This is a genomic window from Gordonia sp. SGD-V-85 (assembly GCF_001456905.1).
In the GTDB taxonomy this organism is placed as follows: domain Bacteria; phylum Actinomycetota; class Actinomycetes; order Mycobacteriales; family Mycobacteriaceae; genus Gordonia; species Gordonia hongkongensis.
On sequence record NZ_LNQO01000004.1, the window covers coordinates 306,855 to 328,877 of the forward strand.

Genomic DNA, 22,023 nt, shown 5'->3' on the forward strand with positions numbered 1-22,023 from the left:
CGACTCACAGTCAATGAGACTGGCTCGGTGCGTAGACCGTCATCCAATGCGGGTGCAGGCGAAAGTAGATGACCTCGACGTCCCAGTCGAACGCATCATCGCCGTAGATCTTCTTGAAGTGGGCCACCAACTCGGGCCAGTCATCGGCGCGGTCGCCGTCGAGCGGGTTGAGGATCTCGACCGTCCCGTGCGTGAACACCCCGAGTTCCTCGCCCTGGATGTGAGCCGCGCTGGCGGCCGGACGGGCGGCGAGGTGCCGAGCCTTCGCAGCTGTGCGCGCCGTGCCGAAGACCCACTTGCCGTGGAGGAAATGGCCGTCGACGGCACTGATCCGCGGTTCACCCGATGCGGTCACCGTCGAGAGCGCAAGCACTCGCATACCGGTCAGGATCTCGGTCAATTGGGTTGCGTCGACCGTGTTCTCGCTGCTGATGATGGACCGCAGATGATCAGTCGATCGGGACAGGGACGCGTCGAGAAGGGTCTGCAGTTCGTGTAGTTCATCCGGGGTCTCGTACATGGTGGGCGTCCTCGTGGCTGCTCGTCGGCGACGACCGTCGTCACCGGAGAACCTCATGGTGCCACCGGGACCCGGTTATGAGACCTTTCCGCGGCCGACCGTTCTTGCTGACTCCAGCGGGAGACCCAGGTGCGGTGCCTCCGGATGCAGCGCCGCACACACGGCGAGTAAATCCACGTCGACGCGACGCCGGATGCCGGTGAACAGCACCCTCAACGACGACCGCACACCGGCGCGTCGTCCGAAACCCTCTGCCGCGTAGCCGGTCATCTCACTTCCCTCGCAATCCCCATGCGGCCGCCAGCAACTCATGCGACGCCAGCCGGTGGTCGAAGTCGTGGGTGACGCTGGTGACGAGCAGTTCGTCGGCGCCGGTCACCCGCACGAGGGTGCGCAGCCCGTCCACCACGGTGTCGGGGTCGCCGACGAACTGGGTGCGCACGCGATCGTCGACCAGTGGGAGCGCGTCATCGTCGAGCGGCCGTGCCGTGTCAGGGTCCGGGTACGGTTGCGCGCCGGCTCCGCTGCGGATGCCGTACACCCAGTGTCCGTAGGTGGATGCACGGTGCCGTGCCGTCGATTCATCCGCGGCGACAACGACATCCGCGGAGACGACCACATACGGCTCGGCCAGGACCGGCGACGGCCGGAACGCACTTCGGTACGCCTCGACGGCCTCCAGGACCGTGCTCGGGCTGACGTGATAATTGGCGACGAACGGCAACCCGCGCGCACCTGCGGTCTGGGCACTCTGCCCCTTGCTGCTCCCGAAGATCCAGACCGCCACGTCAGCGCCCCGCCCCGGCACCGCGGTCAGTTCGACGTCGCGGTGACTGAACCCGCCCGTCAGGAGCGCCAGGACATCACCGACGGCGTCGTCGAAGTCCGGCGGCGACGCACCGTCGAACTGCGAGGCCTCGAACGCGGCGACGACCCGCGGTGCGTTCAGGATCGACTCGACAGGGAACGGCGACGGTATGAGCAGGCCGTCGACGACCTCGTCGGGCTGTCGGGGTGCGGGCTCGCGGGGTGCGGATCTCCGGTCGGCAGTCGCCAACTCGGTGCGACGCTGCGCGGAACGACCGAGACCCAGGTCCAGTCGGCCGGGGTGGAGCGCGTCGATGGTCCCGAAGGCCTCCACGATCGACACCGGGGTGTGCAGGCCACTCTGGACCGCCGCAGATCCCACGCGGATGGACTCGGTCGCGCCGGCGATGAGTCCGATGAGCGTGGTCGTCGACGAGCTGGCCACTGCCACGAAGTGATGCTCGGCAAGCCAGAAGCGGTGATATCCGAGACGTTCGGCGTGCCGGGCCAAGGCAACGCTGCGGCGCACCGCCGTCGCCGCGTCACTCCCCTCCGTGACCGGCGCGAGGTCGAGCACGGACAGCGGTATGGGTTCATGTCCCGTCATACCGCTCCCCGACCGTCTCGAGTCCTGTGCCGAACACACCTCATCCTGATCAGCGAAGCGGCATCGGCGGGACATCGGAAGGGTTAGGCCCACGCCGATCCGATGGCCTGGTCCTGGAATCCCGTGTCATGCCGCCTCTGTTCGAGACGGAGACACACATCGACGACACGACTCGAGGGGAGACTCGATGACCGAACACGTACGCGTCGCCGTGGCGCTGGACGGTTGCGGGTCGCATCCGGGTGCGTGGCGTGCGCCCGGGGCCCGGGCAAACGCGCTCACGACAGCGGCGCACTGGCAGCAACTGGTCGGCGAGGCCGAAGCCGGGCTCCTCGACTTCGTCACCCTCGCGGATACCTTCGCCCTGCATCGCGGGCATCCCCGCACCGACCGGGCGACGGGAGGACTCGATTCGGTACTACTCGCCTCCCGTCTCGCTCCCACGACCCGTTCGATCGGGCTGATCCCGACGGCGACCGCGACCCACACCGAACCCTTCCACGTCTCCAGGGCGATCGCGACCCTCGACTATGTGAGCAACGGCCGTGCCGGAGTCGTGGTGCGCACCACCGCGGATCCCGACGAGGCCGCATTGTTCGGTCGAAGGAGATTCCCCGACGACCCGGCGGTGCTCGCCGACCTCGCCTCCGAGGCACTCGATTTCGCGACTGTGTTGGGACTGCTCTGGGATTCCTGGGAAGACGACGCCGAGATCCGCGACGTCGCGACCGGCCGTTTCATCGACCGGGACAAGTTGCACTACATCGACTTCGCCGGGGATCAGTTCTCGGTGCGCGGCCCCGCCATCACGCCGCGCCCGCCGCAGGGCCGGCCGGTCATCGCCGCGACCGGCGCCCATCCCACCGATCTGCGGCTGATCGGTCGGGGCGCCGACCTCGGGTTCATCAGCCCGCGCGACGTCGACGACGCCGTACGCGCGGTGGACGCCGTGGGCACCGCACACTCCGACGCCGGTCGCGAGATCACCGATCCAGCACTCCTGTTCGTCGACCTGTTCGTCGTGCTCGCCGCATCGGAGGCGGAGGCCGACGACCGTCGGGCGCAGCTCGACGACTGGACAGGTGGCCCGTTCACGCCCGACAGCGCGGTCTTCACCGGCACACCGGTCGGGCTCGCGGACGAGATCGAGCGCTGGGCCGCGGTGGCAGGAATCAGCGGAGTACGACTACACCCGGCCGCCTTGCCCGAGGACCTGCGCGCGATCACCCGAGAGCTCGTACCGGAACTCCGGCGCCGCAACCAGTTCCGCGATGAGTACAGCCATTCGACGCTGCGTGGGCACCTCGGCCTGGCGCGCCCGTCCAATCATTTCGCCACTGGAAAGGCCGGTGTCGCATGACCAAACAGGTCCATCTCGCCGCGCACTTTCCGGGGGTCAACAACACCACGGTGTGGAGCGACCCGCAGTCCGGCAGTCAGATCGAGTTCCACTCGTTCGTCCATCTGGCCCAGGCCGCCGAACGTGGGAGGTTCGACTTCTTCTTCCTCGCCGAAGGACTGCGGCTCCGCGAGCAGAACGGGCTGATCTACGACCTCGACGTGGTCGGCCGACCGGATACTTTCACCGTCCTGTCCGCCCTGGCCGCAGTGACCACCCACCTCGGCCTGACCGGCACCATCAACTCGACCTTCAACGAACCGGTGGACGTCGCACGGCAATTCGCCACTCTCGATCACCTGTCCGGGGGACGCGCGGCCTGGAACGTCGTGACGTCGTGGGACGAGTTCACCGGTGAGAACTTCCGACGGGGTGGCTACCTGGCCGAGGACGAGCGGTACGCACGCGCGAAGGAATTCCTCACCGCTGCGACGACTCTCTGGGACTCGTGGCGCGACGACGACATACTCGCCGACACCGAATCCGGCCGCTTCCTCGCGCGCCCCGATGCGGGTGAATTCGAGTTCACCAGTTCCCAATTCGACATCCGCGGGCACTTCCCCACCCCGCGCTCGCCGCAGGGGCGGCCGGTGATCTTCCAAGCCGGTGACTCCGACGAGGGCCGGGAGTTCGCGGCCGCGACCGCAGACGCGATCTTCTCCCGGCACGCCACCTACGATGCCGGTCGAGCCTTCTACGCCGACGTCAAGCGGCGACTCGCCTCCTACGACCGGCGACCCGACGAACTCCTGGTGCTACCCGCGGCCACCTTCGTCGTCGACGACACCGACGCGCAGGCCGCCGAACTCGCCCACGAGGTGCGCCTACAACAGGTCACCGGGCAGACGGCGATCAAGTTTCTGGAGCAGCTGTGGAATCGCGACCTCTCCGACCACGACCCCGACGGTCCGCTGCCGCAGGTGGATCCGGTCCCGGGTGAGAACACCGTCGCGAAGGGACGCGCAAGTGTGCGTATGCATCGCGACCCGGTCGCCGTGGCGCACGAGTGGCGCGACCTGGCCGAGGCGAAGAACCTGACGACGCGCGAACTCATCATCGAGGTCACCGGCCGCCAGTCGTTCGTCGGCTCGCCACAGACCATCGCGCACACGATCAACGACTTCGTTCAGGCCGACGTCGCCGACGGCTTCATCCTCGTGCCGCACATCGTGCCCGGCGGACTCGACCGGTTCGTCGACGAGGTGGTGCCGGTCCTGCAGGAGCTGGGCACGTATCGCACCGACTACGACGGCACCACGCTGCGGGACAATCTGGGGCTGGCGGCCCCTACCCGGTGATCGGCGGTCCGGAAGTCGACACATCCGGGGCCAGGCCGAAGCCCGGGTCGTATCATACCCACCCCGGAAGAACAAGAAGCGACCACGAGCTGAGCGGCCCGACGATCACCATCACACCGGTGAACGTGAGGAGACCTCTGTACATGCGGGGCCGCCACTGTTCCGGCGCGTTGGCCAGATAGATGGCGCCGCCCGTGGAGAACGGCGAGAGGTCGACCAGAGAGGATGAGATCGCCAGGGCGATCAAGAACCCGGCCACCGAGACGTTGCCGGTGGCAAGAAAAGGAACCGAGAGCGGGACGATCATGCCCAGGAGTCCCGTGGTCGACGCCGCAGCGGACGCGATGGCGGCCACGAACAGGATCAGCAGCGCCGTGACAGCGGGGGCCCCGAAATCGGCCACCTTCGTCCCGGCCCATTCCACCGTTCCGTTCGCTTCCAGGAGGCCGACGTAGGTGAGCACCCCGCAGATCAGCAGGATCACTCCCCAGCTGATCTCGGAGATCGCCTGCTTACTCGACGACGGAAACACCAGCGAGAGGACAACTGCGATGGTGAGCGCCAAGAAGCCGATGTCCAGACCAATGATGAGTCCGCCGACCGCCAGGACGACGAATCCGACGGCGGTGATGTAATTCTCGACCCCGATCGGGCGGACCTCGGTCATCGCGCCGGGACCGCTTCGCCTGACGACACCCGATGTGCCGTGGAGTGCCTCCTGCGGGGCACGTTGGTCGGTGAACTCGGGTCGCGATCGCATCCGCAGCACAACGGCCGTCCCGATGGCGACAAGGGTGGACATGACGAGGACACCGACGTAGAGGACAGTCGGGGCGACGTCGATGTCGCTGCGTTCACCGACGCTGTTGACGATGACCCCGAGCGGCGCTATGGGCGAGAACGATCCGGCGATGCAGCCGAGGCCGATCACGATACTGCAGAGGAGTGGGTCCAGCCGGTACTTGACCGCGAAACTCATCGCGATCGGGGCGAGCATCGCTGCGACAGCGGGAGAGAAGGCCCCGATGGAGCAGATGATCACGCCCAGAACGAACAGTACCCAGGGGACTATCTGAGCCCGGTTGCCCGTCAGACGCATTGCCGCGTCGACCATCCAATCGACCGTTCCGTTCGCGCGTGCCACCGAGAACAGATATGTGATGCCGACGAGCATCACGAAGAGATTGGCAGGGAACGGCTCGAGGATCTCCGCGGTGGTGGAACCGAATCCGATCGAGCCCATGACAAAGGCGGCCACCAGGGACAACGCTCCGAGGTTGATCGGTCGGGCGGTTCCCAGGACCAGCACCCCCGCGAGTACCAGGATGCCGAGAAGGTGGACGTGATTGTGCATATTCGTACTTTCGCTGAAATGTGGAGTTCGCAGACAGGAGCGACGAGCGAGCTATCCGCGAAGTAGTCGGATGACGCCGGAGACGTCCGCGCTGCTCGACATGCCGGTCACCGCGGACACGATCGAGTTCTGGCGGTCGGGGTCCCACACTGCGCCGGTGATCGATCGGAACTTTCCGGCCACCACGCTGAGATCGATTCCGCCGTCGGGTTCACCCGAGGGGGCATCGACGCGAACCGCTTCTACGCCGACCGTGAGGGACGCCCCGGCGGGCTCCACGTCGGGGTTGACGACGACCTGGATCCGCTCGCTCAGCGAGACGACGTCCGGATCCGAGAGGCGGTCGTAGACCGCCCATCCGAGGTTGCCGTACCGCAGAGCCGCCGCGATCTGGAAGTACACACTGAACTGGCCGTCGACGGTCGTGCCGGGGAATCGCTTGGCGGGGACGGCTTTGCCGACGATGTCGTGCGCGATCGGACTGATCTCGACGGTGATCGAGGCCCTGCCGAGTTGCTCGGGCGTCAGTCGGGTTCGCACGTCCAGTGCTGCGTCGATCGCGCCGTGGGTGAGCCGGCACGCTGGGTAAGGTTTGATGCCCGTGCCGAGCAACGTCCACGTTGCGCCGAGGTCAGCGGTCAGCACGTCTGCATTCGGGCTGCGCGAGAACGCTTGCAGCAAGCCGTATCTGCCTGTCAATGGCTCGATTGCGCCGCGGAAACCGTGACGTGCGAGCTCGAGAGCGAACAGGGCATCACGTGCGGCCAGCCCTGGGTGGATGCGCTTGTTCCAGGTGCCGTCTTCCAGGCACTGCAACGAACCCCCTGCCATCGATCCGGCGAGGCCCAATGCACTCGTGGTCCGGGCCGAATCGAGGCCGAGTAGGTGCGCCCCCGCTGCCACCGCGCCGAATATTCCCGCCAATCCCGTGGGGTGAAATCCACGTTCGTAGGGGCTCTGCCCCAGCGACTCGCCGACTCGGCACGTGACCTCGTATCCGGCGGCGAGGGCGGTGATGAGGCGCCTCCCACTGACACACGACGACTCCGCGAGCGGTAGCGCGGCCGCTATGACCGGAGCGCCCGGGTGAAGCGACGAGGAGATCGTGGTGTCGTCGAAATCGAGCGAATGTGCGTAGGCCCCGTTGAGGAATGCGGCCGGGCCTTGCCCGAGTACGGCGCGCTCCCCGATGACAGTGCACCCATTGAGAGCACCGGCTCCATCCGAGGCACCGAAGGTGGCCGCATGCAAGGCCTCACTCGATTCCGCGTACGTCTTACCGGCTGCGGCAACCGCGGCGAAATCCAGGAAGTGGAGCGGAATACGTGTCTGGACAGCAGCACCGAGATCCTCGTAGGTGAGGCCGACCAGCCAGTTCGCGAGTGCAGCGGTGTCCGCAACGACGGACGTATCAGGAGCCATCTGTTCAACCGTTCGTGTGAAGTGTGCGGTACCAGCGGAAAGACATCGCGCTGTCGGCTTGCTACGTGAAGACCAGAATGCGGTTTAACTATCCGCTGAGTGGACAATAGTCATGTGGCCTGAGTCACGTCAAGCGCGCTATCGTCCGACAACTTCGATGTTGCGCGGACTTCATTGCCACTCTATGGTGAGACAAACCACATCGTGGTTCTCCACTCGTAGGAAGGCCGACTGTGTCAACCGATTCGGTGCAGGTGCTCGCCAAGATGATGCGTATCCTCGACTGCTTCACCCCTGATCAGCCCCGCATGACCGTTGCCGAGATCAAACGGATCACCGATCTGCCCACGACGACAACAGCTCGACTGGTCAAGACGCTGGTCGACCATGACCTGTTGCGCAGGGCGGGGGATCAGTACTCGATCGGCCTGCGTTCGCTGAGCTGGACGGCCGCAGCCACCGCAGGATCAGAATTGCTCGAGGCCGTAGGTCCGGTGCTCACCGAGCTGCGGGACTTGTCCGGGGAAACGTCCGGGGCCTATGTCCGCCGGGGCAACAGCCGCGTCGCAGTCGCCGTCGAACTCTCGCAGCGGTCCGTCGTGTACCAGGCGAGGGTCGGTCAGGTCATGCCGATGCATGCCGGCGCGGCCGGCAAGGTGTTCATGGCCTTCGACGACGACGTATTCCGTGCGGCCGTGGCGCAGGAAGGTCCCGATGCGGGAGGGGCACTGGCCGAGCTGGGTTCGCTTCGCGGGGAGTTGGACCACATCCGCGCCCAGGGCTGGGCCTACACCCAGGGGGAGCGAGAAGTCGGCCTCAACTCCATGGCCGTGCCGGTGCGCGACGCATCCGGACTGGTCATCGCCACCCTCGCTGTCGGTGGTCCGTCCTTCCGTCTCACCCCCGACGTCGCCGAACGAATCGGTCCGGAGATGTCACTCGCAGCCGCCAGACTCTCGCGGCGGCTCGGCTGGCGGGAATTGGAATCGGCATCGCCGGAACGCTTCGCGCCGAACGCCCTCTGAACGATCCCGCCGACATGCCCGATACAAAGGAACAACCTTGCCCAACATCATCGACAAACTGTGGGAATCTCATGTGGTACATCGGGATTCCGAATTTCCCGACTTACTTTACGTGGACTTCCACCTACTTCACGAGGGCTCGAGCCCACAGGCTTTCGACGGCCTCCGCCGATCCGGCCGATCCGTACGAAGACCGGATCTGACGCTGGCAACCGAAGACCACATCGTCCCCACCAGAACGCTCACCTACCCCCCCGCCGACAACACCGCCGCGTTGCTCATGCGCACGCTGCGTATGAACTGTGACGAGTTCGGCGTCATGATCCATCCGATGGCGTCACCCGGCCAGGGAATTGTGCACGTCATCGGGCCCGAACTCGGAGTGACACAACCGGGAATGACCATCCTGTGCGGTGATAGCCACACCAGCACACACGGCGCATTCGGCGCACTCGCCTTCGGTATCGGGACCAGTCAGGTCGAGCATGTTCTCGCGACCCAGACCCTGTCGATGGAGAAGCCGAAGACCATGGCGATCACCGTCGTCGGCGCCCTACCGAACGGCGCCACCGCAAAAGATCTGGCGCTCTTCATGATCGCTCGCATCGGCACCGGAGGAGCACAGGGGCACGTCGTGGAGTACCGCGGCGAGGCAATCCGCGCTTTGTCCATGGAGCAGCGTATGACGCTGTGCAATATGAGTATCGAACTCGGAGCCCGAGCAGGTGTCGTCGGTCCCGACGAGGTCACCTTCGCCTACCTGCGCGGTCGGCCCTACGCCCCGGCCGGCGACGGCTGGACGCGGTCCGTCGAGCGATGGCGACAATTCGCCAGCGACGCGGACGCCCACTACGACAGCGAAGTCGTCATCGATGCCACGCAGGTGTCTCCATATGTCACCTGGGGAACGAACCCGAGTCAGGCATCGCCGTTGTCCGAATCTGTCCCCGTCCCTTCCGCTTTCGACACACCCGAAGCGCGTGCGGCCGCTGCGAGGGCGCTCGAGTACATGGACATCGCGCCCGGTACGCCGATGAGCGAGATCGGAGTGGACACGGTCTTCCTCGGCTCGTGCACGAACGGGCGGATCGAGGATCTCCGATCCGCGGCGGAAGTACTCCGCGGCCGTCGCGTCGCCGAGGGCGTGCGCATGGTCGTCGTGCCGGGCTCCATGGCGGTCAAGGCCGACGCCGAAGCCGAAGGGCTCGACCACATCTTCCTCGAAGCGGGCGCCGAATGGCGCAACGCCGGTTGCTCGCTCTGCGTCGGGATGAACGACGATGTCCTGAAACGCGGTCAGCGTGCCGCGTCGACGTCCAACCGGAACTTCGAGGGCCGCCAGGGCACGGGGTCGCGCACCCACCTCGTCTCCCCACCCGTCGCGGCCGCCACAGCCGTCACCGGGCACCTCACCTCACCCGAATCCTTGGGAGCACTCGTATGAAGCCCCTTCCCCGTCATCGTGGGACCGCCATCGAGGTGGACCGGACATCGATCGACACCGACATCATCATTCCAGCCAAGCACTGCCTGCGGGTCACCCGCACCGGGTTCGCCGAACACCTCTTCGAGGGATGGCGGTCCGACCCGCACTTCGCTCTGAACGATGCGAGCCGCCGTACAGCGTCCGTCCTGGTCGCCGGACGCGACTTCGGAACCGGATCGTCCCGCGAGGCAGCGGTGTGGGCGTTGCAGGAGTGGGGCTTTCGCGTCGTCGTCTCGTCCCGGTTCGGCGACATCTTCTACACCAATTGCGGTAAGAACGGCGTCCTGGCCGCACGCATCGACGACAAACCGCTACAACAGTTGATGCGCGCGGTACGCAACCGCCCCGAAACCGTTGTCTCGGTGGAACTCCGCGCGAAAACCCTGACCTGGGACGACGGTGATCATCGTGGCGAGGCCCTCATCGACATCGATGACTTCACGTGCCGCCGGCTCATCGAGGGCCTCGACGACATCGACATCACTCTCCTGCGTGAGACGCAGATCGCGGCACACGAGCAGGCCAACAATCACCACCTCCCGAGAAGGCGTCCAGCAGCATGATCGACCACACCAACACACCGTCCCCGGGTGCCCGACTCCGTTCGCTGATCGACTCCGGACAGTTCGTACTCGCGCCGGGCATCTACGACGGCCTCACCGCGGCTCTGGTCGAGTCGATCGGCTTCCCGGCCGCGTATGTCTCGGGCGGCGCTGCCTCGGTGTCGGTCACGGGGGTCCCCGATCTGGGATTGATGACCGGCTCCGAGATGGCAACGCACGTCAGCAGGCTGAGGGCGGTGACCGACCTCCCTCTCATCGTCGACATCGACACGGGTTACGGCAACGAACTGAACGTGCGCCACACCATCGACAGGATGTGGCGCGCCGGGGCGGCCGCAGTACACATCGAGGATCAGCAACTACCCAAACGGTGCGGTCATCTGGCCGGGAAATCCCTGACACCGCTGGCAGATTCGGTGTCGCGAGTGCGTGCCGCGGTCATCGCGGCGGCGAACACGGACCTGGTCGTGATCGCGCGCACGGACGCACTGGCCGTCGAAGGGCGCGCCGCCGCGATCGCTCGGGCCCGCGCGTTCGCCGACGCCGGTGCAGACATGATTTTCGTCGAGGCCCCGGAGACCATCGATGACCTGGAAGCCATCGGTTCCGCGGTGACCGTCCCGCTCGTCGTCAATGTGCTGGCCAACTCGCGGACGCCTCTGTTGTCCGCGCAGGAGTTTCGCGACCTGGGATTCGCCCTGGCGATCTACCCCGCGGTGACGATCGCCGCCGCAGCAGCGGCTGTCCAGGTCGCACTGCGTGAGCTGCATTCCACCGGACTGCCCCCGGTCGACGGGAGCGGACCTGCCGATCTCTTCGAGATCGTCGGCCTGAGCAACTGGCTCGACTGGCCACAAGAGCACGGTTTGGTACCCGACTCCGCGCCGGTCCGATGAGCCCCGGAACGAGCCGCTCACCTCAGCGGACCGTACCGGCTGTGATCATGCGCGGTGGCACCAGCAAGGGCGTGTTCTTCCACGCCGCCGACCTACCACCCGAAGGGAATGAACGCGACCAGCTCCTCCTGCGGGTCATGGGGTCCCCGGACGCCCTGCAGATCGACGGGCTCGGCGGCTCTCGCGCCATCACGTCGAAGGTCGCGATCGTCGGGCCATCCAGCCGGCCCGACGCCGACGTCGACTACACCTTCGCGCAGGTGGCCGTCGACGCACCGATTGTTCAGTGGAATGGCAACTGCGGCAACATCTCTGCGGGAATAGGTCCGTTCGCTATCGACGAAGGCCTGGTTCCGGCCACCGACGGGATCACCAAGGTGCGGATCTTCAACACCAACACGCAGAAGATCATGACGGCCCACGTTCCCGTCGCGAATGGCCACCACACCCCCACCGGGACCTGTGCCGTCCCCGGTGTCCCGGGTACCGGCGCCGAGATCGTCATGGACTGGTCGGCCACGGTGGGTGCTCGCACCGGCACGCTGCTCCCCACCGGCAACATCGTCGACCGCCTGTCCCTGTCCGACGGCCGAAGCGTCCCGGTGACCATCTGCGATGTCGGGAACCCGGCAGTGTGGGTCGCGGCGGAGTCGGTCGGGGCTCGTGGCGACGAGTCGAAGTCGGAGATCGACAACTCGGCAACGCTGCTCGCAACCCTGCGCGAGATCCGTGCCCGTGCCGCAGAGATGCTCGCGATGAGCCCTGGTTGGCGCGACGCCGACATCGTGACACCGGGGCTCCCGGTGGTCGGCATGGTCGCACCGCCGTCCGACTACACCGCGATCAACGACACGCGGACGCGCGCGTCCGAGATGAATCTGACGGTCCGTTTGATGTTCATGGGCACGCTGCACGAAAGCCTGGCCGGCACTGCGTCGGTCAACCTCGCCGCAGCGTCCCGACTTTCGGGTTCCGTCGTTGCCCGCCTGGCAACGGACACGGATACGGACCGACTCCTGGCCGGCCACCCGTCAGGCGTGATGCGCGTGTCGGTCGCCTGCAGCGACGCCCCGGCCGAGACACCCCGATTCCACATGCTCGGAATGAGCAGAACCGCACGCCGCATCGCCGACTGCCGTGTGTACGTCCAGATGTGACAGTCACGACCCTGACAGAAGGAAGACCATGAACAGAACCACGATCGCCGTCGCGACCGGCGCGCTCGTCACCGCACTCGCCCTGAGTTCATGTTCGGGCGGAAGCGGCGAGAATGTCACCGCATTCGACATCGCGGTCAGCAACGCAACAGAACCGTACTCGATCCCCTGGCTCGTCGGAAAAGACCAGGGACTCTTCGAGAAGCACGGGGTGACGATCGGCGATATCGTCCCCGGTAAGGGTGGCGGGACCACCGTCCGGAACATGCTCAGCGGCGACCTCCCGATCGCAGACGTCGGTTTCACCTCGGTGCTCGAATCCCGCGGGGCCGGAGCAGAACTCGCGGTCGTAGGTGGCGCCACGCAAAGCGTCTACGGACTGGACTTCTATGCCTTGGCGAGCAATGACAGAGTACGCACCATCAACGACATCTCGACATGGGCATACACCAACCCGCAGTCGGTGACCCAGGCCCTGTCATTCATCCTGCCGGAGGTCGCCGGTGCGACACAGCCGATCGAGCGAACATCCTCCGGTGGTGTCGGCGAAGGTGTGGCGCTCCTCGAGGCCGGCAGCGTGGACGTTGCAGTTGTGCCTCCGTCGGTGGTTGCCAAGACCGACAAGTTCCGGGTCGCGGTCTCGAGCGCCGACTACCTCGAGAAGTTCCAGCAGAGCGTCATCGCCACCGCTCCAGAGTTCGCCGAAAACAACCCCGACACGGTCAGAGGCGTTGTCGCCGGCTACGCCGAGGCGGTCGATTCCATCCGGGACAACCCCGATCGGGCGGCCGAGCTCTACGCCGACTACATCGATATCGACATCGAGTCCGCCAGGGCGATCGTGAACCGGGCCGTCCAGTACGACAACTGGGGTGCGGGGTTCGACGCGGACGCCATCGAGCAGGCGGTGAAGGCCCAGCGCATCGCGATGGATTCCGACGACCTCCGGTTCTGTGACCTGTTCCGTGACGACTTCCTGCCCGAGAACGTCTCCGACACCCTCCCCGACGAGTGCAAGTGAGAAAGAGATGAGAGTCCAGACCCAAGAAGCGCGAAACTCCACGGTGACGCCCCCGGCACCGATCGTGAAAGTCGAGGGCGTCGAGCAACATTTCGGTCCGGTTCACGCCCTGGGCCCGGTCGATCTGACCATCGGGCGCGGAGAGTTCGTGTCGATCGTCGGCCCGAGCGGATGCGGAAAGTCGACCCTGCTCGAGATCATCGGAGCACTGCAGGACCCGGCACGGGGAACCGTCGAGGTCGGCGGATCGCCGCTGGACGGTCCGCGACGCCGTACCGCGATCGTCTTCCAGGAATCCGCCACTCTTCCGTGGCGGACCGTTCTCGACAACGTCGCGTTCGCCCTCGAGGTTCGGGGTGTCGGGAAGAAGGAACGTCGCGGCCGCGCCCGGGAGCTGGTCGAGGTCGTCGGTCTCGGCGGATTCGAGAACCATTACCCCGCGCAGCTGTCGGGCGGAATGCGGCAGCGTGTGGCAATGGCCCGGGCGATGTCGATGGATCCGGACCTGATCCTCGCCGACGAACCGTTCGGCGCCCTCGACGAGCAGACACGGATGTTGATGGCAGAAGAACTGCTGCGCGTGGTCGCGTCGATCGGCTGTGGAGTCCTGTTCATCACCCACAGCATCCAGGAAGCCGTGCTGCTGTCGGACCGAGTGATGGTGATGGGCAGGCGCCCGGGGACGTTCATCGACGAGGTGCCGATCGCGCTGCCTCGTCCGCGCGCACACGCCGCCCTGTCCGAACCGTCGGCCACTGCGGCCCAGGAACGCATCTGGGGACAGATTCGCGCGGAGGCAGAGGCGGCCATGGGGGCCGAACGGTGAGCCCGCGAGCGTCTGTTGTCCCGTCGTATGTCCGCCCGACGCCCCGCCGCGTGTCAGGCCTTCCGGCCGCGGCCTGGACGATGGTGCTGGTCGTTACCGCTGTCGCTGCAGTGGAACTCTACGCCCGCTCGGGTGCCATCTCCCGGCTCGATCTGATTCCTGTGAGTCAGATGGCTTCACGAGCCGTGGAATTGCTCGGCGACCGCGACTTCGTCGTCGACGCACTGGTGCGCAGCATGTTGCTGATCTGCGCCAGCTTCGTGGCGTCCGCGGTCACCGGCGTACTCGTCGCCTACCTGATGTCCCGATCGTGGTGGGTGCACAACGCCTTCAAGCCGTACGTGAACGTGTTCTATGCATTGCCGATCTTCGCGCTGTATCCCGTCATGGTGGTGATGTTCGGGACCGGTGTCGTGCCGATCATCCTCCTGGCGATCCTGTTCAGTGTCGTCATCGTCATCTCGAACTCGCTTGTCGGCTTCGAGGCGACACCGACGATCGCCAAGAAGCTCGCCAAGTCACTCGAGATGTCGCAATCACAACAGTTCCGGAAGATCCTCCTCCCCTCTGCACTGCCCGACATCCTGGCGGGCCTGAAACTGGGTCTCGCCTACACGATCATCGCCGTGCTGGCCACCGAATTCATCTTGGCCACAACAGGTCTCGGCCAGGTGGTCAATCGCGCCTACAACAATTTCAATACCGTGGACATGTACGCAGGCATTCTGTTCGTCAGCGCCTTCGCCCTACTGGCAAACCTCGCCCTCAGTGCCGCGCTGAGTTCATTCGATTGGAGGCGGCGATGACGGCCACACCGGGATCGACAGCGGACCGGACATCTCTGCGCCGACGCGGAACACCTTCCTGGGTGCCACCAGTCGCTCTCGCAATTGTTCTCCTCCTCATATGGGCGGCCAGCGCCGCGCTCGCAGACAGCGCGGTCTACCCTGGGCCTGTCGAGGCGCTCGACAGCTTGCGCGCGGACATCGGGAGCGACCGGCTCCAGCAGAGCGTGCTGGACACCGCGCGAGTTCTGTTGCTGTCCTATGTGGCTGCAATCGCCATCGGTTCAATCGCCGGAATGCTTCTCGGACTGAGCGCCTTCTGGTCCAGCGCCACCCTACCTGTCGTGTACGCACTCAACAGCATTCCCAAGATCGTCCTGTACCCGATCTTCCTGCTCTTCCTCGGTATCGGCGACTTCAGCCGCGGCGCCTTCGCCTTCGTGTCAGGCGTACTACCGATGTTCCTGATCATGGTGGAGGCCACGGCCGGCGTCAGTCGCCTCCACCTGAAAATGGCTGCCGGTCTGAATATGTCGCGCGGCTCGCTCATGCGACGCATCATCGTCCCGAGCGTCCTGCCCTCGTTTGCCGCAGGCATGCGCCTGTGCTTCGGACTGACTCTCATCGGCCTACTCCTGGCCGAGATGTTCTCCGGCTCCAGTGGACTCGGATACGAGTTGCTGCGCAATCTGTCTCTGGCCCGAGTGGAGAACATCATGGGACAGGTCGTGTTGATCGGCGTACTGGCACTGGTACCCACTCTCGCGCTCCAACAGCTCGAGGTCCGGATTCGCAACCGCTACGAGGTGAACTCATGACCACCACACCCGACGCGACACAACTCGAGATCGGACTGCCCACCGACCCGGATGGCGTCACCGGCCAACTGTCCACCTGGATCGCATCCCTGGGCTACGAAGACATTCCAGACGATGTGCGGGAACGGTCACGGCATCTCGTTCTCGACGGTCTGATCTGTGCCCTGGTCGGGGCTCGACTGCCCTGGTCCGAACGCGCTGTCGAGGCAGTCCTGGCACTCGAAGGGCGGGGAGACGTACCGGTACTTGGCTGGGGACGCACCACGTCGGCTCCGGCAGCGTGCCTGCTGAACGGCACGTTCATCCAGGGATTCGAACTCGACGACTATCACGTGAAGGCCCCGCTGCACAGCAACTCGCTCGTACTGCCGAGTGCCATCAGCACCATCGCCATGCTCGACCGGCCGGTCTCGGGTCGCGAGTTGCTGACGGCACTGATCGCCGGCTACGAGGTGGGCCCGCGCGTCGGTCTTGCCCTGCACGGCGCGGAAATGCTCTCCCGCGGATGGCATTCGGGGGCAGTGTTCGGCACACACGCCAGTGCAGCGACGTCGGCGTGGTTGCGTCGGCTCGATCCCTCGCGAGTCGAGGACGCGTTGGGCCTCGCGGGCACCCAGTCGGCCGGGTTGATGGCGGCCCAGTACGAGGCCATGTCCAAACGGATGCACCACGGCTTCTCCTCCCGCAACGGCTGGTACGCGGCAGGTCTTGCCGAGGCCGGATACAGCGGGATCAAACGCGTCTACGAACGTCCCTATGGGGGGTTCCTCACCACCTTCGGTGAAGGCCACCACCCCCGTGCCGATCTCATCGTCGCGAACCTGGGCGAGGAGTGGACGCTGCTGGACACTGCGGTCAAGGCGTACGCATCGATGGCTGCGACGCACGCGCCCATCGACTGTGCACTGGAGGCACGCTCCAGAGGGATCGATGCCGCCGACATCGCTTCCGTCGACATCGGGGTCTCCCATGCTGCCTACCACCACGGTTGGTGGGAACCGGAGCGTCCGCTGGAGACCATCGGCGCGCAGATGAACATCGGGTACACCGTGGCGGTTGCACTACTCGACGGCCAGGTTCTGGCAGAGCAGTTCACCCGTGCTCGGGTCGACTCCGGCGATGTCTGGGACCTCCTGTCTCGCATCTCGGTCCACCATCGTGAGGCTTTCGATCAGCCGCAGGACCGATTTCGCACATGTATGCACCTGACCCTCAAAGACGGTCGCTTCGAGACGATCGAGGTCGACGGCCCCCTCGGCGGGGCGACCCGCCCGCTGTCCAACTCGGACATCGTGACCAAGGCTCGCCGTCTCGCCGCATCGATCGGGATTGCCGACCGATGGCAGCGAATCGAAAGCCTCGTAGTCGACCTCGAGTCGGTGACCGACGTCTCCGACCTCGTCGACGAACTCGCCGCCGACGTCTCGGCACTACCCGTGACGCTCTAGCCCGAAGGAGTCCACCATGACCAACCTCGCAGCCCTGCTCGACGCAGCGGCCGACAGTCACCCCGACCGCACAGCCATCGTCTTCAACGGCACCGAACTCTCCTACGATCACCTCGATCGCGCATCGAACCAGGTCGCGAATCTCCTGGCTGCGCACGACGTGCAACACGGTGACAAGGTCGCCCTGTCATTCCCGAATCTTCCCCATTTCACGATCATCTACTTCGGCATCCTCAAGGCCGGGGCCACTGTCGTACCCATGAACGTGCTGCTCAAGCCTCGTGAAATCGCATACCACCTCTCGGATTCTGACGCGGTGGCGTACTTCGCTTTCGAAGGAACCGCCGACCTCCCGACGGGTGATGCGGCGACGGCGGCTTTCGACGACACCGACGGGTGCCGTTCGCTGTTCGTCGTGCCCGCCGATCCCGCCGCTTCTCCGTGGGCGGGCCACTCACCCGAGTTCGCCACCCTCGACGTCGACGACGACGCAACGGCAGTCCTGCTCTACACATCGGGAACCACCGGCCGGCCGAAGGGCGCCGAGCTCCGGCATCGCAACATGCGCGACAACGCTCTGGCCAGCAGGGATCTGTTCGGCTCCGACGCCTCCAGGCCGGACAACTACCTGTGCGTACTGCCACTGTTCCACTCGTTCGGCCAGACAGTCATCCAGAACGGGTCGGTCGCTTTCGGTGGCACCGTGGTGATGCTGCCGCGATTCGAGGCACGCACCGCCCTCCAGCTGATGCTCACCCATGACATCACGTTCTTCGCGGGTGTCCCGACGATGTACTGGGGTCTGCTCGATGCGGTCGACGAAAGCGTCGACGTCTCCGCGGTCGCCGACCGGCTGCGCGTCGCCGTTGCCGGTGGCTCGGCACTCCCCGGCGAGGTACACAAGAACTTCGCGGACCGCTTCGGAGTCACCCTGCTGGAAGGATACGGACTGTCGGAGACATCGCCGGTGGCGTCGTTCTCCGTCTACGGGCAGGAGCCACGGGTCGGGTCGATCGGCGTCCCGATACCGGGCGTCGAGATGAAACTCGTCGACGACGAGTGGACCGAGATCGCCGGTGACGTCGACGACGACGGCTTCAGTCCCATCGGGGAGATCGCGATCAGGGGCCACAACGTGATGAAGGGCTACTACAACCGCCCCGAAGCGACCGCAGAGGCGATCCGCGACAACTGGTTCCGCACCGGCGACCTCGCCCGGAAGGACAGCGACGGCTGGTATTACGTCGTCGACCGTAGCAAGGACATGATCATCCGCGGCGGGTACAACGTCTATCCACGCGAGATCGAAGAACTGCTGATCACCCACCCCGCGGTGTCCCTGGTCGCCGTCGTCGGCGTACCACATGAATCACACGCTGAGGAGATCAAAGCGGTGGTCGTCGAGAACACGGACCACGGCGGTGTCACCGAGGCGCAACTCATCGACTGGTGCAAAGAGCGACTCGCCGCCTACAAATACCCTCGTCTCGTCGAGTTCGTCGGATCACTCCCCATGACCAGCACGGGAAAAATCATCAAACGCGAGCTCTGACCGGTCCGTCCCTGGGACCGATGTCCCAGGGACGCACGACATCGCACTGCAAATCGCGACCTCGTCAGGTCGGACATCGAACCGTGAGGGACACAGGCGGTAGCCCCGCCGGGTGTCATCGACGGCGCCAGTCATTCGACGGCCGGCAGCGGAGGGTCGACGCACATGATCAGCGCTTGTTCTCGAATGGTTTGCGCAGCACGAGGTTTCACCCAACACTCCCGGGACGGTTTCACATATCGATCACCGTCGGTGCCGCGTCAGCGAATCTCTGACATCTACTGTTGCTCCGCCACCAGGACTCGAACCTAGAATGCCTGAACCAAAATCAGGAGTGTTGCCGATTACACCATGGCGGATCACTGCGCTGACGATTGTGCCACAGCGTCGCGGCACTCACGTCGGCGCGACCTCGTTTCGACGACGCGACCAAGAGTCGAGGTCGCGTCGTCGAAAACGGGTCCGGTGACCGATCAGTCCTTGGGGCCGCCGGCCACGTAGACGACCTGCCCCGACACGAAGCCGGCACCCTCGCTGATGAAGAACGACGCGGTGTGGGCGATGTCCTCGGGCACGCCGACGCGGTTGACCGGGATCTGGCCGGCGGCGGCGCGCTTGAAGTCCTCGAAGGGCACGCCGACGCGCTCGGCGGTGGCGGCGGTCATCTCGGTCTCGATGAACCCGGGCGCGATGGCGTTCGCGGTCACGCCGAACCGGCCGAGCTCGATCGCCAGGGTCTTGGTGAAGCCCTGCATGCCGGCCTTGGCCGCCGAGTAGTTGACCTGTCCCCGGTTGCCGAGTGCCGAGGTGCTCGACAGGTTCACGATGCGTCCCCACTCCGCCTCGACCATGTACTTCTGGGCGGCCTTGGTGACGTTGAACGCGCCCCGCAGGTGCACGGCCATGACGGCATCCCAGTCATCGACGGTCATCTTGAACAGCAGGTTGTCGCGGGTGATGCCCGCGTTGTTGACGACGACCGTCGGCTTTCCCAGTTCGGCGACGACCTTGTCCACCGCGGCGTTCACCGAGGCCTCGTCGGCGACGTCGGCACCCACCGCGATCGCCTTGCCACCGGCGTCGGTGATCGCCTTGACGGTGTCGGCACAGGCGTCGGCGTCGAGGTCCAGGACGGCCACCGCGAGCCCGTCGTCGGCCAGGCGCTTGGCCACGGCCGCACCGATCCCCCGTGCGGCCCCGGTGACGATCGCCGTCTTCTGCGTGCTCATTCACTACCTCCGTGTGGTCGTTTCGCGAGCCGGACAACTCCGGCGCGCATGGTTGGTTCCCCCGCACCCACCCTGTTCCGTCAGCGACAACGGCAATGATCTACCGATTGATCGCTCGGCGTTGCGGTCCCTATGTGTTCTATCAGGCCCGGTCGCGAGGTTTCGCCACAAACAGCGCGCTGCATTTCTGCCATCGGGTACCGATGCGTAGGATCGCACCCGACGTGCGACCGCGAACCCGGTCAGCGACCCCCGCCGGCGCCGTCGGACAGACATGATCGTGGCAGTCACCGATCAGGAAGAGGGTGGGCATTCGATGACGGGAACGTCGCCGTCCGTGGCCGTGATCGTCCTGGCCGCGGGTGCCGGTACCCGTATGAAGTCCAAGATCCCGAAGATCCTGCACACCATCGGCGGCCGCTCGCTCGTCGGCCACGCGCTCCACGGGACCGCGGGCATCGACCCCGCGCATCTCATCGCCGTCGTCAGCCACGAACGCGAACGGGTCTCCGCTGCCATCGGCGAGATCGGGGCAGGCCTCGGCGTCGAGATCGGCATCGCCGAACAGGACACGCCCCGCGGGACCGGGGACGCCGCCCGGGTGGGACTCGGCGGACTCCCCGACGACTTCGACGGCACCGTCGTCGTCACCGCTGCCGACGTCCCCCTCCTCGACGCCGACACCCTCCGCGCGCTCATCGACACCCATCTCGCCGACGGCGGGGCCGCGGTCACGCTGACGAGCTTCGTCGCCGACGACCCGACCGGATACGGACGCATCATCCGCGACGGGGACGCCGTCACCGCGATCGTCGAACACAAGGACGCCTCCCCGGAGCAGCGCGCGATCACCGAGGTCAACGCCGGCGTGTACGCCTTCGACGCCGCTGCGCTGCGCGACGGGTTGTCGAAGCTGTCGACGGACAACGTGCAGGGCGAGTACTACCTCACCGACATCGTCGAGATCGCCCGCGGCGAGGGGCGGGCAGTCCGCGGACACACCGTCGCCGATCCGGTGCTCGTGGCCGGCTGCAACGACCGTGCCCAACTCGCCGCCCTGGGCGCCGAACTCAACCGCCGCATCATCCGTCGTCATCAGCTCGACGGGGTGACCGTCGTCGACCCCGCCACCACCTGGATCGACACCGACGTCACCATCGAGCCCGACGCGCACATCGCGCCCGGCACACAGCTGCACGGGCGCACGCACATCGCCGCCGACGCCGTGATCGGACCCGACACCACTCTCACCGACGTCACCGTCGGACGCGGCGCGCAGGTGATCCGCACGCACGGCAGTGACGCGGTCATCGGCGCCGAGGCCACCGTCGGGCCCTTCGCCTACCTGCGACCGGGCACGGCCCTCGGAGACGCGGGCAAGATCGGCACCTTCGTCGAGACCAAGAACGCGACCATCGGTGCCGGGTCCAAGATCCCGCACCTCACCTACGTCGGCGACGCCACCATCGGCGAGCACTCCAACATCGGCGCGTCGAGCGTCTTCGTCAACTACGACGGGGTTGCCAAGCACCGCACCGTGATCGGCGACCACTGCCGCACCGGCTCGGACAACATGTTCGTCGCGCCGGTCAGCGTCGGCGACGGGGCATACACCGGCGCCGGAACCGTGGTGCGGCAAGATGTACCGCCGGGAGCCCTCGCGGTCTCGGCAGGCGAACAACGCGTCATCGAGGACTGGGTCGTGCGTAAGCGGCCCGACACCGCGGCGGCGCGCGCGGCCCTCGAGGCACGCGACAAGAACCCCGGGACGGCTTGACACCCCGACCCGCGCTCGACCCTGCAGATCCGA

Annotated in this window: 20 protein-coding genes and 1 tRNA gene; 14 read left to right on the top strand and 7 right to left on the bottom strand. The window is 65.9% G+C overall.

Translation table 11 applies throughout. The annotated features are described in order from the left end of the window. Positions 1 to 10: 10 nt before the first annotated feature. The 3 genes from AS181_RS06875 to AS181_RS06885 all read right to left on the bottom strand — a co-directional run bounded on the left by AS181_RS06875 (position 11) and on the right by AS181_RS06885 (position 1,934). On the bottom strand, positions 11 to 520 hold the full coding sequence (locus AS181_RS06875) for a pyridoxamine 5'-phosphate oxidase family protein (RefSeq protein ID WP_058250828.1): 510 nt from the start codon (positions 518 to 520) through the stop codon (positions 11 to 13). A gap of 75 nt (positions 521 to 595) precedes the next feature. Next, complete coding sequence (locus AS181_RS06880) at positions 596 to 790, bottom strand: hypothetical protein (RefSeq protein ID WP_058250829.1); 195 nt, start codon at positions 788 to 790, stop codon at positions 596 to 598. Between the two features lies 1 nt (position 791). Further along, entirely contained in the window at positions 792 to 1,934 is a 1,143-nt protein-coding gene (locus AS181_RS06885; RefSeq protein WP_058250830.1) for an LLM class flavin-dependent oxidoreductase, read from the bottom strand. 187 nt (positions 1,935 to 2,121) lie between these two features. On the opposite strand from AS181_RS06885, the gene AS181_RS06890 reads away from it, so the two are divergent. Both AS181_RS06890 and AS181_RS06895 read left to right on the top strand, forming a co-directional pair. Continuing rightward, on the top strand, positions 2,122 to 3,294 hold the full coding sequence (locus AS181_RS06890; RefSeq protein WP_058250831.1) for an LLM class flavin-dependent oxidoreductase: 1,173 nt from the start codon (positions 2,122 to 2,124) through the stop codon (positions 3,292 to 3,294). After that, positions 3,291 to 4,631 (top strand): NtaA/DmoA family FMN-dependent monooxygenase, encoded by a 1,341-nt coding sequence (locus AS181_RS06895; RefSeq protein WP_058250832.1) that lies wholly within the window; start codon positions 3,291 to 3,293, stop codon positions 4,629 to 4,631. Before AS181_RS06890 ends, AS181_RS06895 begins: the two co-directional genes overlap by 4 nt. A gap of 52 nt (positions 4,632 to 4,683) precedes the next feature. Here the strand turns inward: AS181_RS06895 and AS181_RS06900 are convergent, their stop codons facing one another. Together AS181_RS06900 and AS181_RS06905 are read right to left on the bottom strand one after the other, a co-directional pair. Continuing rightward, on the bottom strand, positions 4,684 to 5,985 hold the full coding sequence (locus tag AS181_RS06900; protein WP_058250833.1) for an SLC13 family permease: 1,302 nt from the start codon (positions 5,983 to 5,985) through the stop codon (positions 4,684 to 4,686). Positions 5,986 to 6,036: 51 nt separating this feature from the next. Next, complete coding sequence (locus tag AS181_RS06905) at positions 6,037 to 7,407, bottom strand: MmgE/PrpD family protein (protein WP_058250834.1); 1,371 nt, start codon at positions 7,405 to 7,407, stop codon at positions 6,037 to 6,039. 233 nt (positions 7,408 to 7,640) lie between these two features. On the opposite strand from AS181_RS06905, the gene AS181_RS06910 reads away from it, so the two are divergent. The 11 genes from AS181_RS06910 (at position 7,641) to AS181_RS06960 (ending at position 18,984) form a co-directional block, all read left to right on the top strand. Beyond that, a complete protein-coding gene (locus tag AS181_RS06910; RefSeq protein ID WP_082652878.1) occupies positions 7,641 to 8,432 on the top strand; it encodes an IclR family transcriptional regulator in 792 nt (263 codons plus the stop codon). 37 nt (positions 8,433 to 8,469) lie between these two features. Next, positions 8,470 to 9,876, top strand: a complete 1,407-nt coding sequence (gene leuC, locus AS181_RS06915) for a 3-isopropylmalate dehydratase large subunit (RefSeq protein ID WP_058250835.1) — start codon at positions 8,470 to 8,472, stop codon at positions 9,874 to 9,876. Further along, positions 9,873 to 10,481, top strand: a complete 609-nt coding sequence (gene leuD, locus AS181_RS06920; protein WP_058250836.1) for a 3-isopropylmalate dehydratase small subunit — start codon at positions 9,873 to 9,875, stop codon at positions 10,479 to 10,481. Before leuC ends, leuD begins: the two co-directional genes overlap by 4 nt. After that, positions 10,478 to 11,377 carry an isocitrate lyase/PEP mutase family protein gene (locus AS181_RS06925; protein ID WP_058250837.1) on the top strand — a complete coding sequence of 300 codons (900 nt, stop codon included), beginning with the start codon at positions 10,478 to 10,480 and terminating at the stop codon, positions 11,375 to 11,377. The genes leuD and AS181_RS06925 overlap by 4 nt, the downstream gene beginning before the upstream one ends. A gap of 41 nt (positions 11,378 to 11,418) precedes the next feature. Next, positions 11,419 to 12,534, top strand: coding sequence for a 2-methylaconitate cis-trans isomerase PrpF family protein (locus AS181_RS06930; RefSeq protein WP_269434028.1), 1,116 nt, complete (start codon positions 11,419 to 11,421; stop codon positions 12,532 to 12,534). 28 nt (positions 12,535 to 12,562) lie between these two features. After that, the gene (locus AS181_RS06935) at positions 12,563 to 13,555 is read left to right on the top strand and encodes an ABC transporter substrate-binding protein (protein WP_058250839.1); all 993 of its coding nucleotides are present in this window, start codon (positions 12,563 to 12,565) and stop codon (positions 13,553 to 13,555) included. 7 nt (positions 13,556 to 13,562) lie between these two features. Further along, positions 13,563 to 14,381: an ABC transporter ATP-binding protein gene (locus tag AS181_RS06940; protein WP_058250840.1), complete on the top strand. Its 819-nt coding sequence runs from the start codon at positions 13,563 to 13,565 to the stop codon at positions 14,379 to 14,381. A gap of 80 nt (positions 14,382 to 14,461) precedes the next feature. Next, on the top strand, positions 14,462 to 15,187 hold the full coding sequence (locus tag AS181_RS06945; protein WP_231742320.1) for an ABC transporter permease: 726 nt from the start codon (positions 14,462 to 14,464) through the stop codon (positions 15,185 to 15,187). Next, positions 15,184 to 15,984 (top strand): ABC transporter permease, encoded by an 801-nt coding sequence (locus AS181_RS06950; protein ID WP_082652879.1) that lies wholly within the window; start codon positions 15,184 to 15,186, stop codon positions 15,982 to 15,984. The genes AS181_RS06945 and AS181_RS06950 overlap by 4 nt, the downstream gene beginning before the upstream one ends. Then, positions 15,981 to 17,432: an MmgE/PrpD family protein gene (locus tag AS181_RS06955; protein ID WP_058250843.1), complete on the top strand. Its 1,452-nt coding sequence runs from the start codon at positions 15,981 to 15,983 to the stop codon at positions 17,430 to 17,432. Before AS181_RS06950 ends, AS181_RS06955 begins: the two co-directional genes overlap by 4 nt. Positions 17,433 to 17,448: 16 nt before the next feature. Beyond that, a complete protein-coding gene (locus AS181_RS06960) occupies positions 17,449 to 18,984 on the top strand; it encodes a long-chain-fatty-acid--CoA ligase (RefSeq protein WP_058250844.1) in 1,536 nt (511 codons plus the stop codon). A 287-nt stretch (positions 18,985 to 19,271) separates the two neighbouring features. On the opposite strand, the gene AS181_RS06965 is transcribed toward AS181_RS06960, so the two are convergent. After that, positions 19,272 to 19,343 (bottom strand) — tRNA-Gln (locus tag AS181_RS06965). A 114-nt stretch (positions 19,344 to 19,457) separates the two neighbouring features. After that, positions 19,458 to 20,213 (bottom strand): 3-oxoacyl-ACP reductase FabG, encoded by a 756-nt coding sequence (gene fabG, locus AS181_RS06970; RefSeq protein ID WP_058250845.1) that lies wholly within the window; start codon positions 20,211 to 20,213, stop codon positions 19,458 to 19,460. A gap of 316 nt (positions 20,214 to 20,529) precedes the next feature. On the opposite strand from fabG, the gene glmU reads away from it, so the two are divergent. Continuing rightward, positions 20,530 to 21,990 carry a bifunctional UDP-N-acetylglucosamine diphosphorylase/glucosamine-1-phosphate N-acetyltransferase GlmU gene (gene glmU, locus AS181_RS06975; RefSeq protein ID WP_058250903.1) on the top strand — a complete coding sequence of 487 codons (1,461 nt, stop codon included), beginning with the start codon at positions 20,530 to 20,532 and terminating at the stop codon, positions 21,988 to 21,990. The last annotated feature ends 33 nt before the right edge of the window (positions 21,991 to 22,023 follow it).

Bases quoted from the DNA above. Each gene is read 5' to 3' on its own strand.
- AS181_RS06875 (WP_058250828.1), bottom strand. From the start codon at position 520: ATGTACGAGACCCCGGATGAACTACACGAACTGCAGACCCTTCTCGAC.
- AS181_RS06880 (WP_058250829.1), bottom strand. From the start codon at position 790: ATGACCGGCTACGCGGCAGAGGGTTTCGGACGACGCGCCGGTGTGCGG.
- AS181_RS06885 (WP_058250830.1), bottom strand. From the start codon at position 1,934: ATGACGGGACATGAACCCATACCGCTGTCCGTGCTCGACCTCGCGCCG.
- AS181_RS06890 (WP_058250831.1), top strand. From the start codon at position 2,122: ATGACCGAACACGTACGCGTCGCCGTGGCGCTGGACGGTTGCGGGTCG.
- AS181_RS06895 (WP_058250832.1), top strand. From the start codon at position 3,291: ATGACCAAACAGGTCCATCTCGCCGCGCACTTTCCGGGGGTCAACAAC.
- AS181_RS06900 (WP_058250833.1), bottom strand. From the start codon at position 5,985: ATGCACAATCACGTCCACCTTCTCGGCATCCTGGTACTCGCGGGGGTG.
- AS181_RS06905 (WP_058250834.1), bottom strand. From the start codon at position 7,407: ATGGCTCCTGATACGTCCGTCGTTGCGGACACCGCTGCACTCGCGAAC.
- leuD (WP_058250836.1), top strand. From the start codon at position 9,873: ATGAAGCCCCTTCCCCGTCATCGTGGGACCGCCATCGAGGTGGACCGG.
- AS181_RS06925 (WP_058250837.1), top strand. From the start codon at position 10,478: ATGATCGACCACACCAACACACCGTCCCCGGGTGCCCGACTCCGTTCG.
- AS181_RS06935 (WP_058250839.1), top strand. From the start codon at position 12,563: ATGAACAGAACCACGATCGCCGTCGCGACCGGCGCGCTCGTCACCGCA.
- AS181_RS06940 (WP_058250840.1), top strand. From the start codon at position 13,563: ATGAGAGTCCAGACCCAAGAAGCGCGAAACTCCACGGTGACGCCCCCG.
- AS181_RS06945 (WP_231742320.1), top strand. From the start codon at position 14,462: ATGGTGCTGGTCGTTACCGCTGTCGCTGCAGTGGAACTCTACGCCCGC.
- AS181_RS06950 (WP_082652879.1), top strand. From the start codon at position 15,184: ATGACGGCCACACCGGGATCGACAGCGGACCGGACATCTCTGCGCCGA.
- AS181_RS06955 (WP_058250843.1), top strand. From the start codon at position 15,981: ATGACCACCACACCCGACGCGACACAACTCGAGATCGGACTGCCCACC.
- AS181_RS06960 (WP_058250844.1), top strand. From the start codon at position 17,449: ATGACCAACCTCGCAGCCCTGCTCGACGCAGCGGCCGACAGTCACCCC.
- fabG (WP_058250845.1), bottom strand. From the start codon at position 20,213: ATGAGCACGCAGAAGACGGCGATCGTCACCGGGGCCGCACGGGGGATC.
- glmU (WP_058250903.1), top strand. From the start codon at position 20,530: ATGACGGGAACGTCGCCGTCCGTGGCCGTGATCGTCCTGGCCGCGGGT.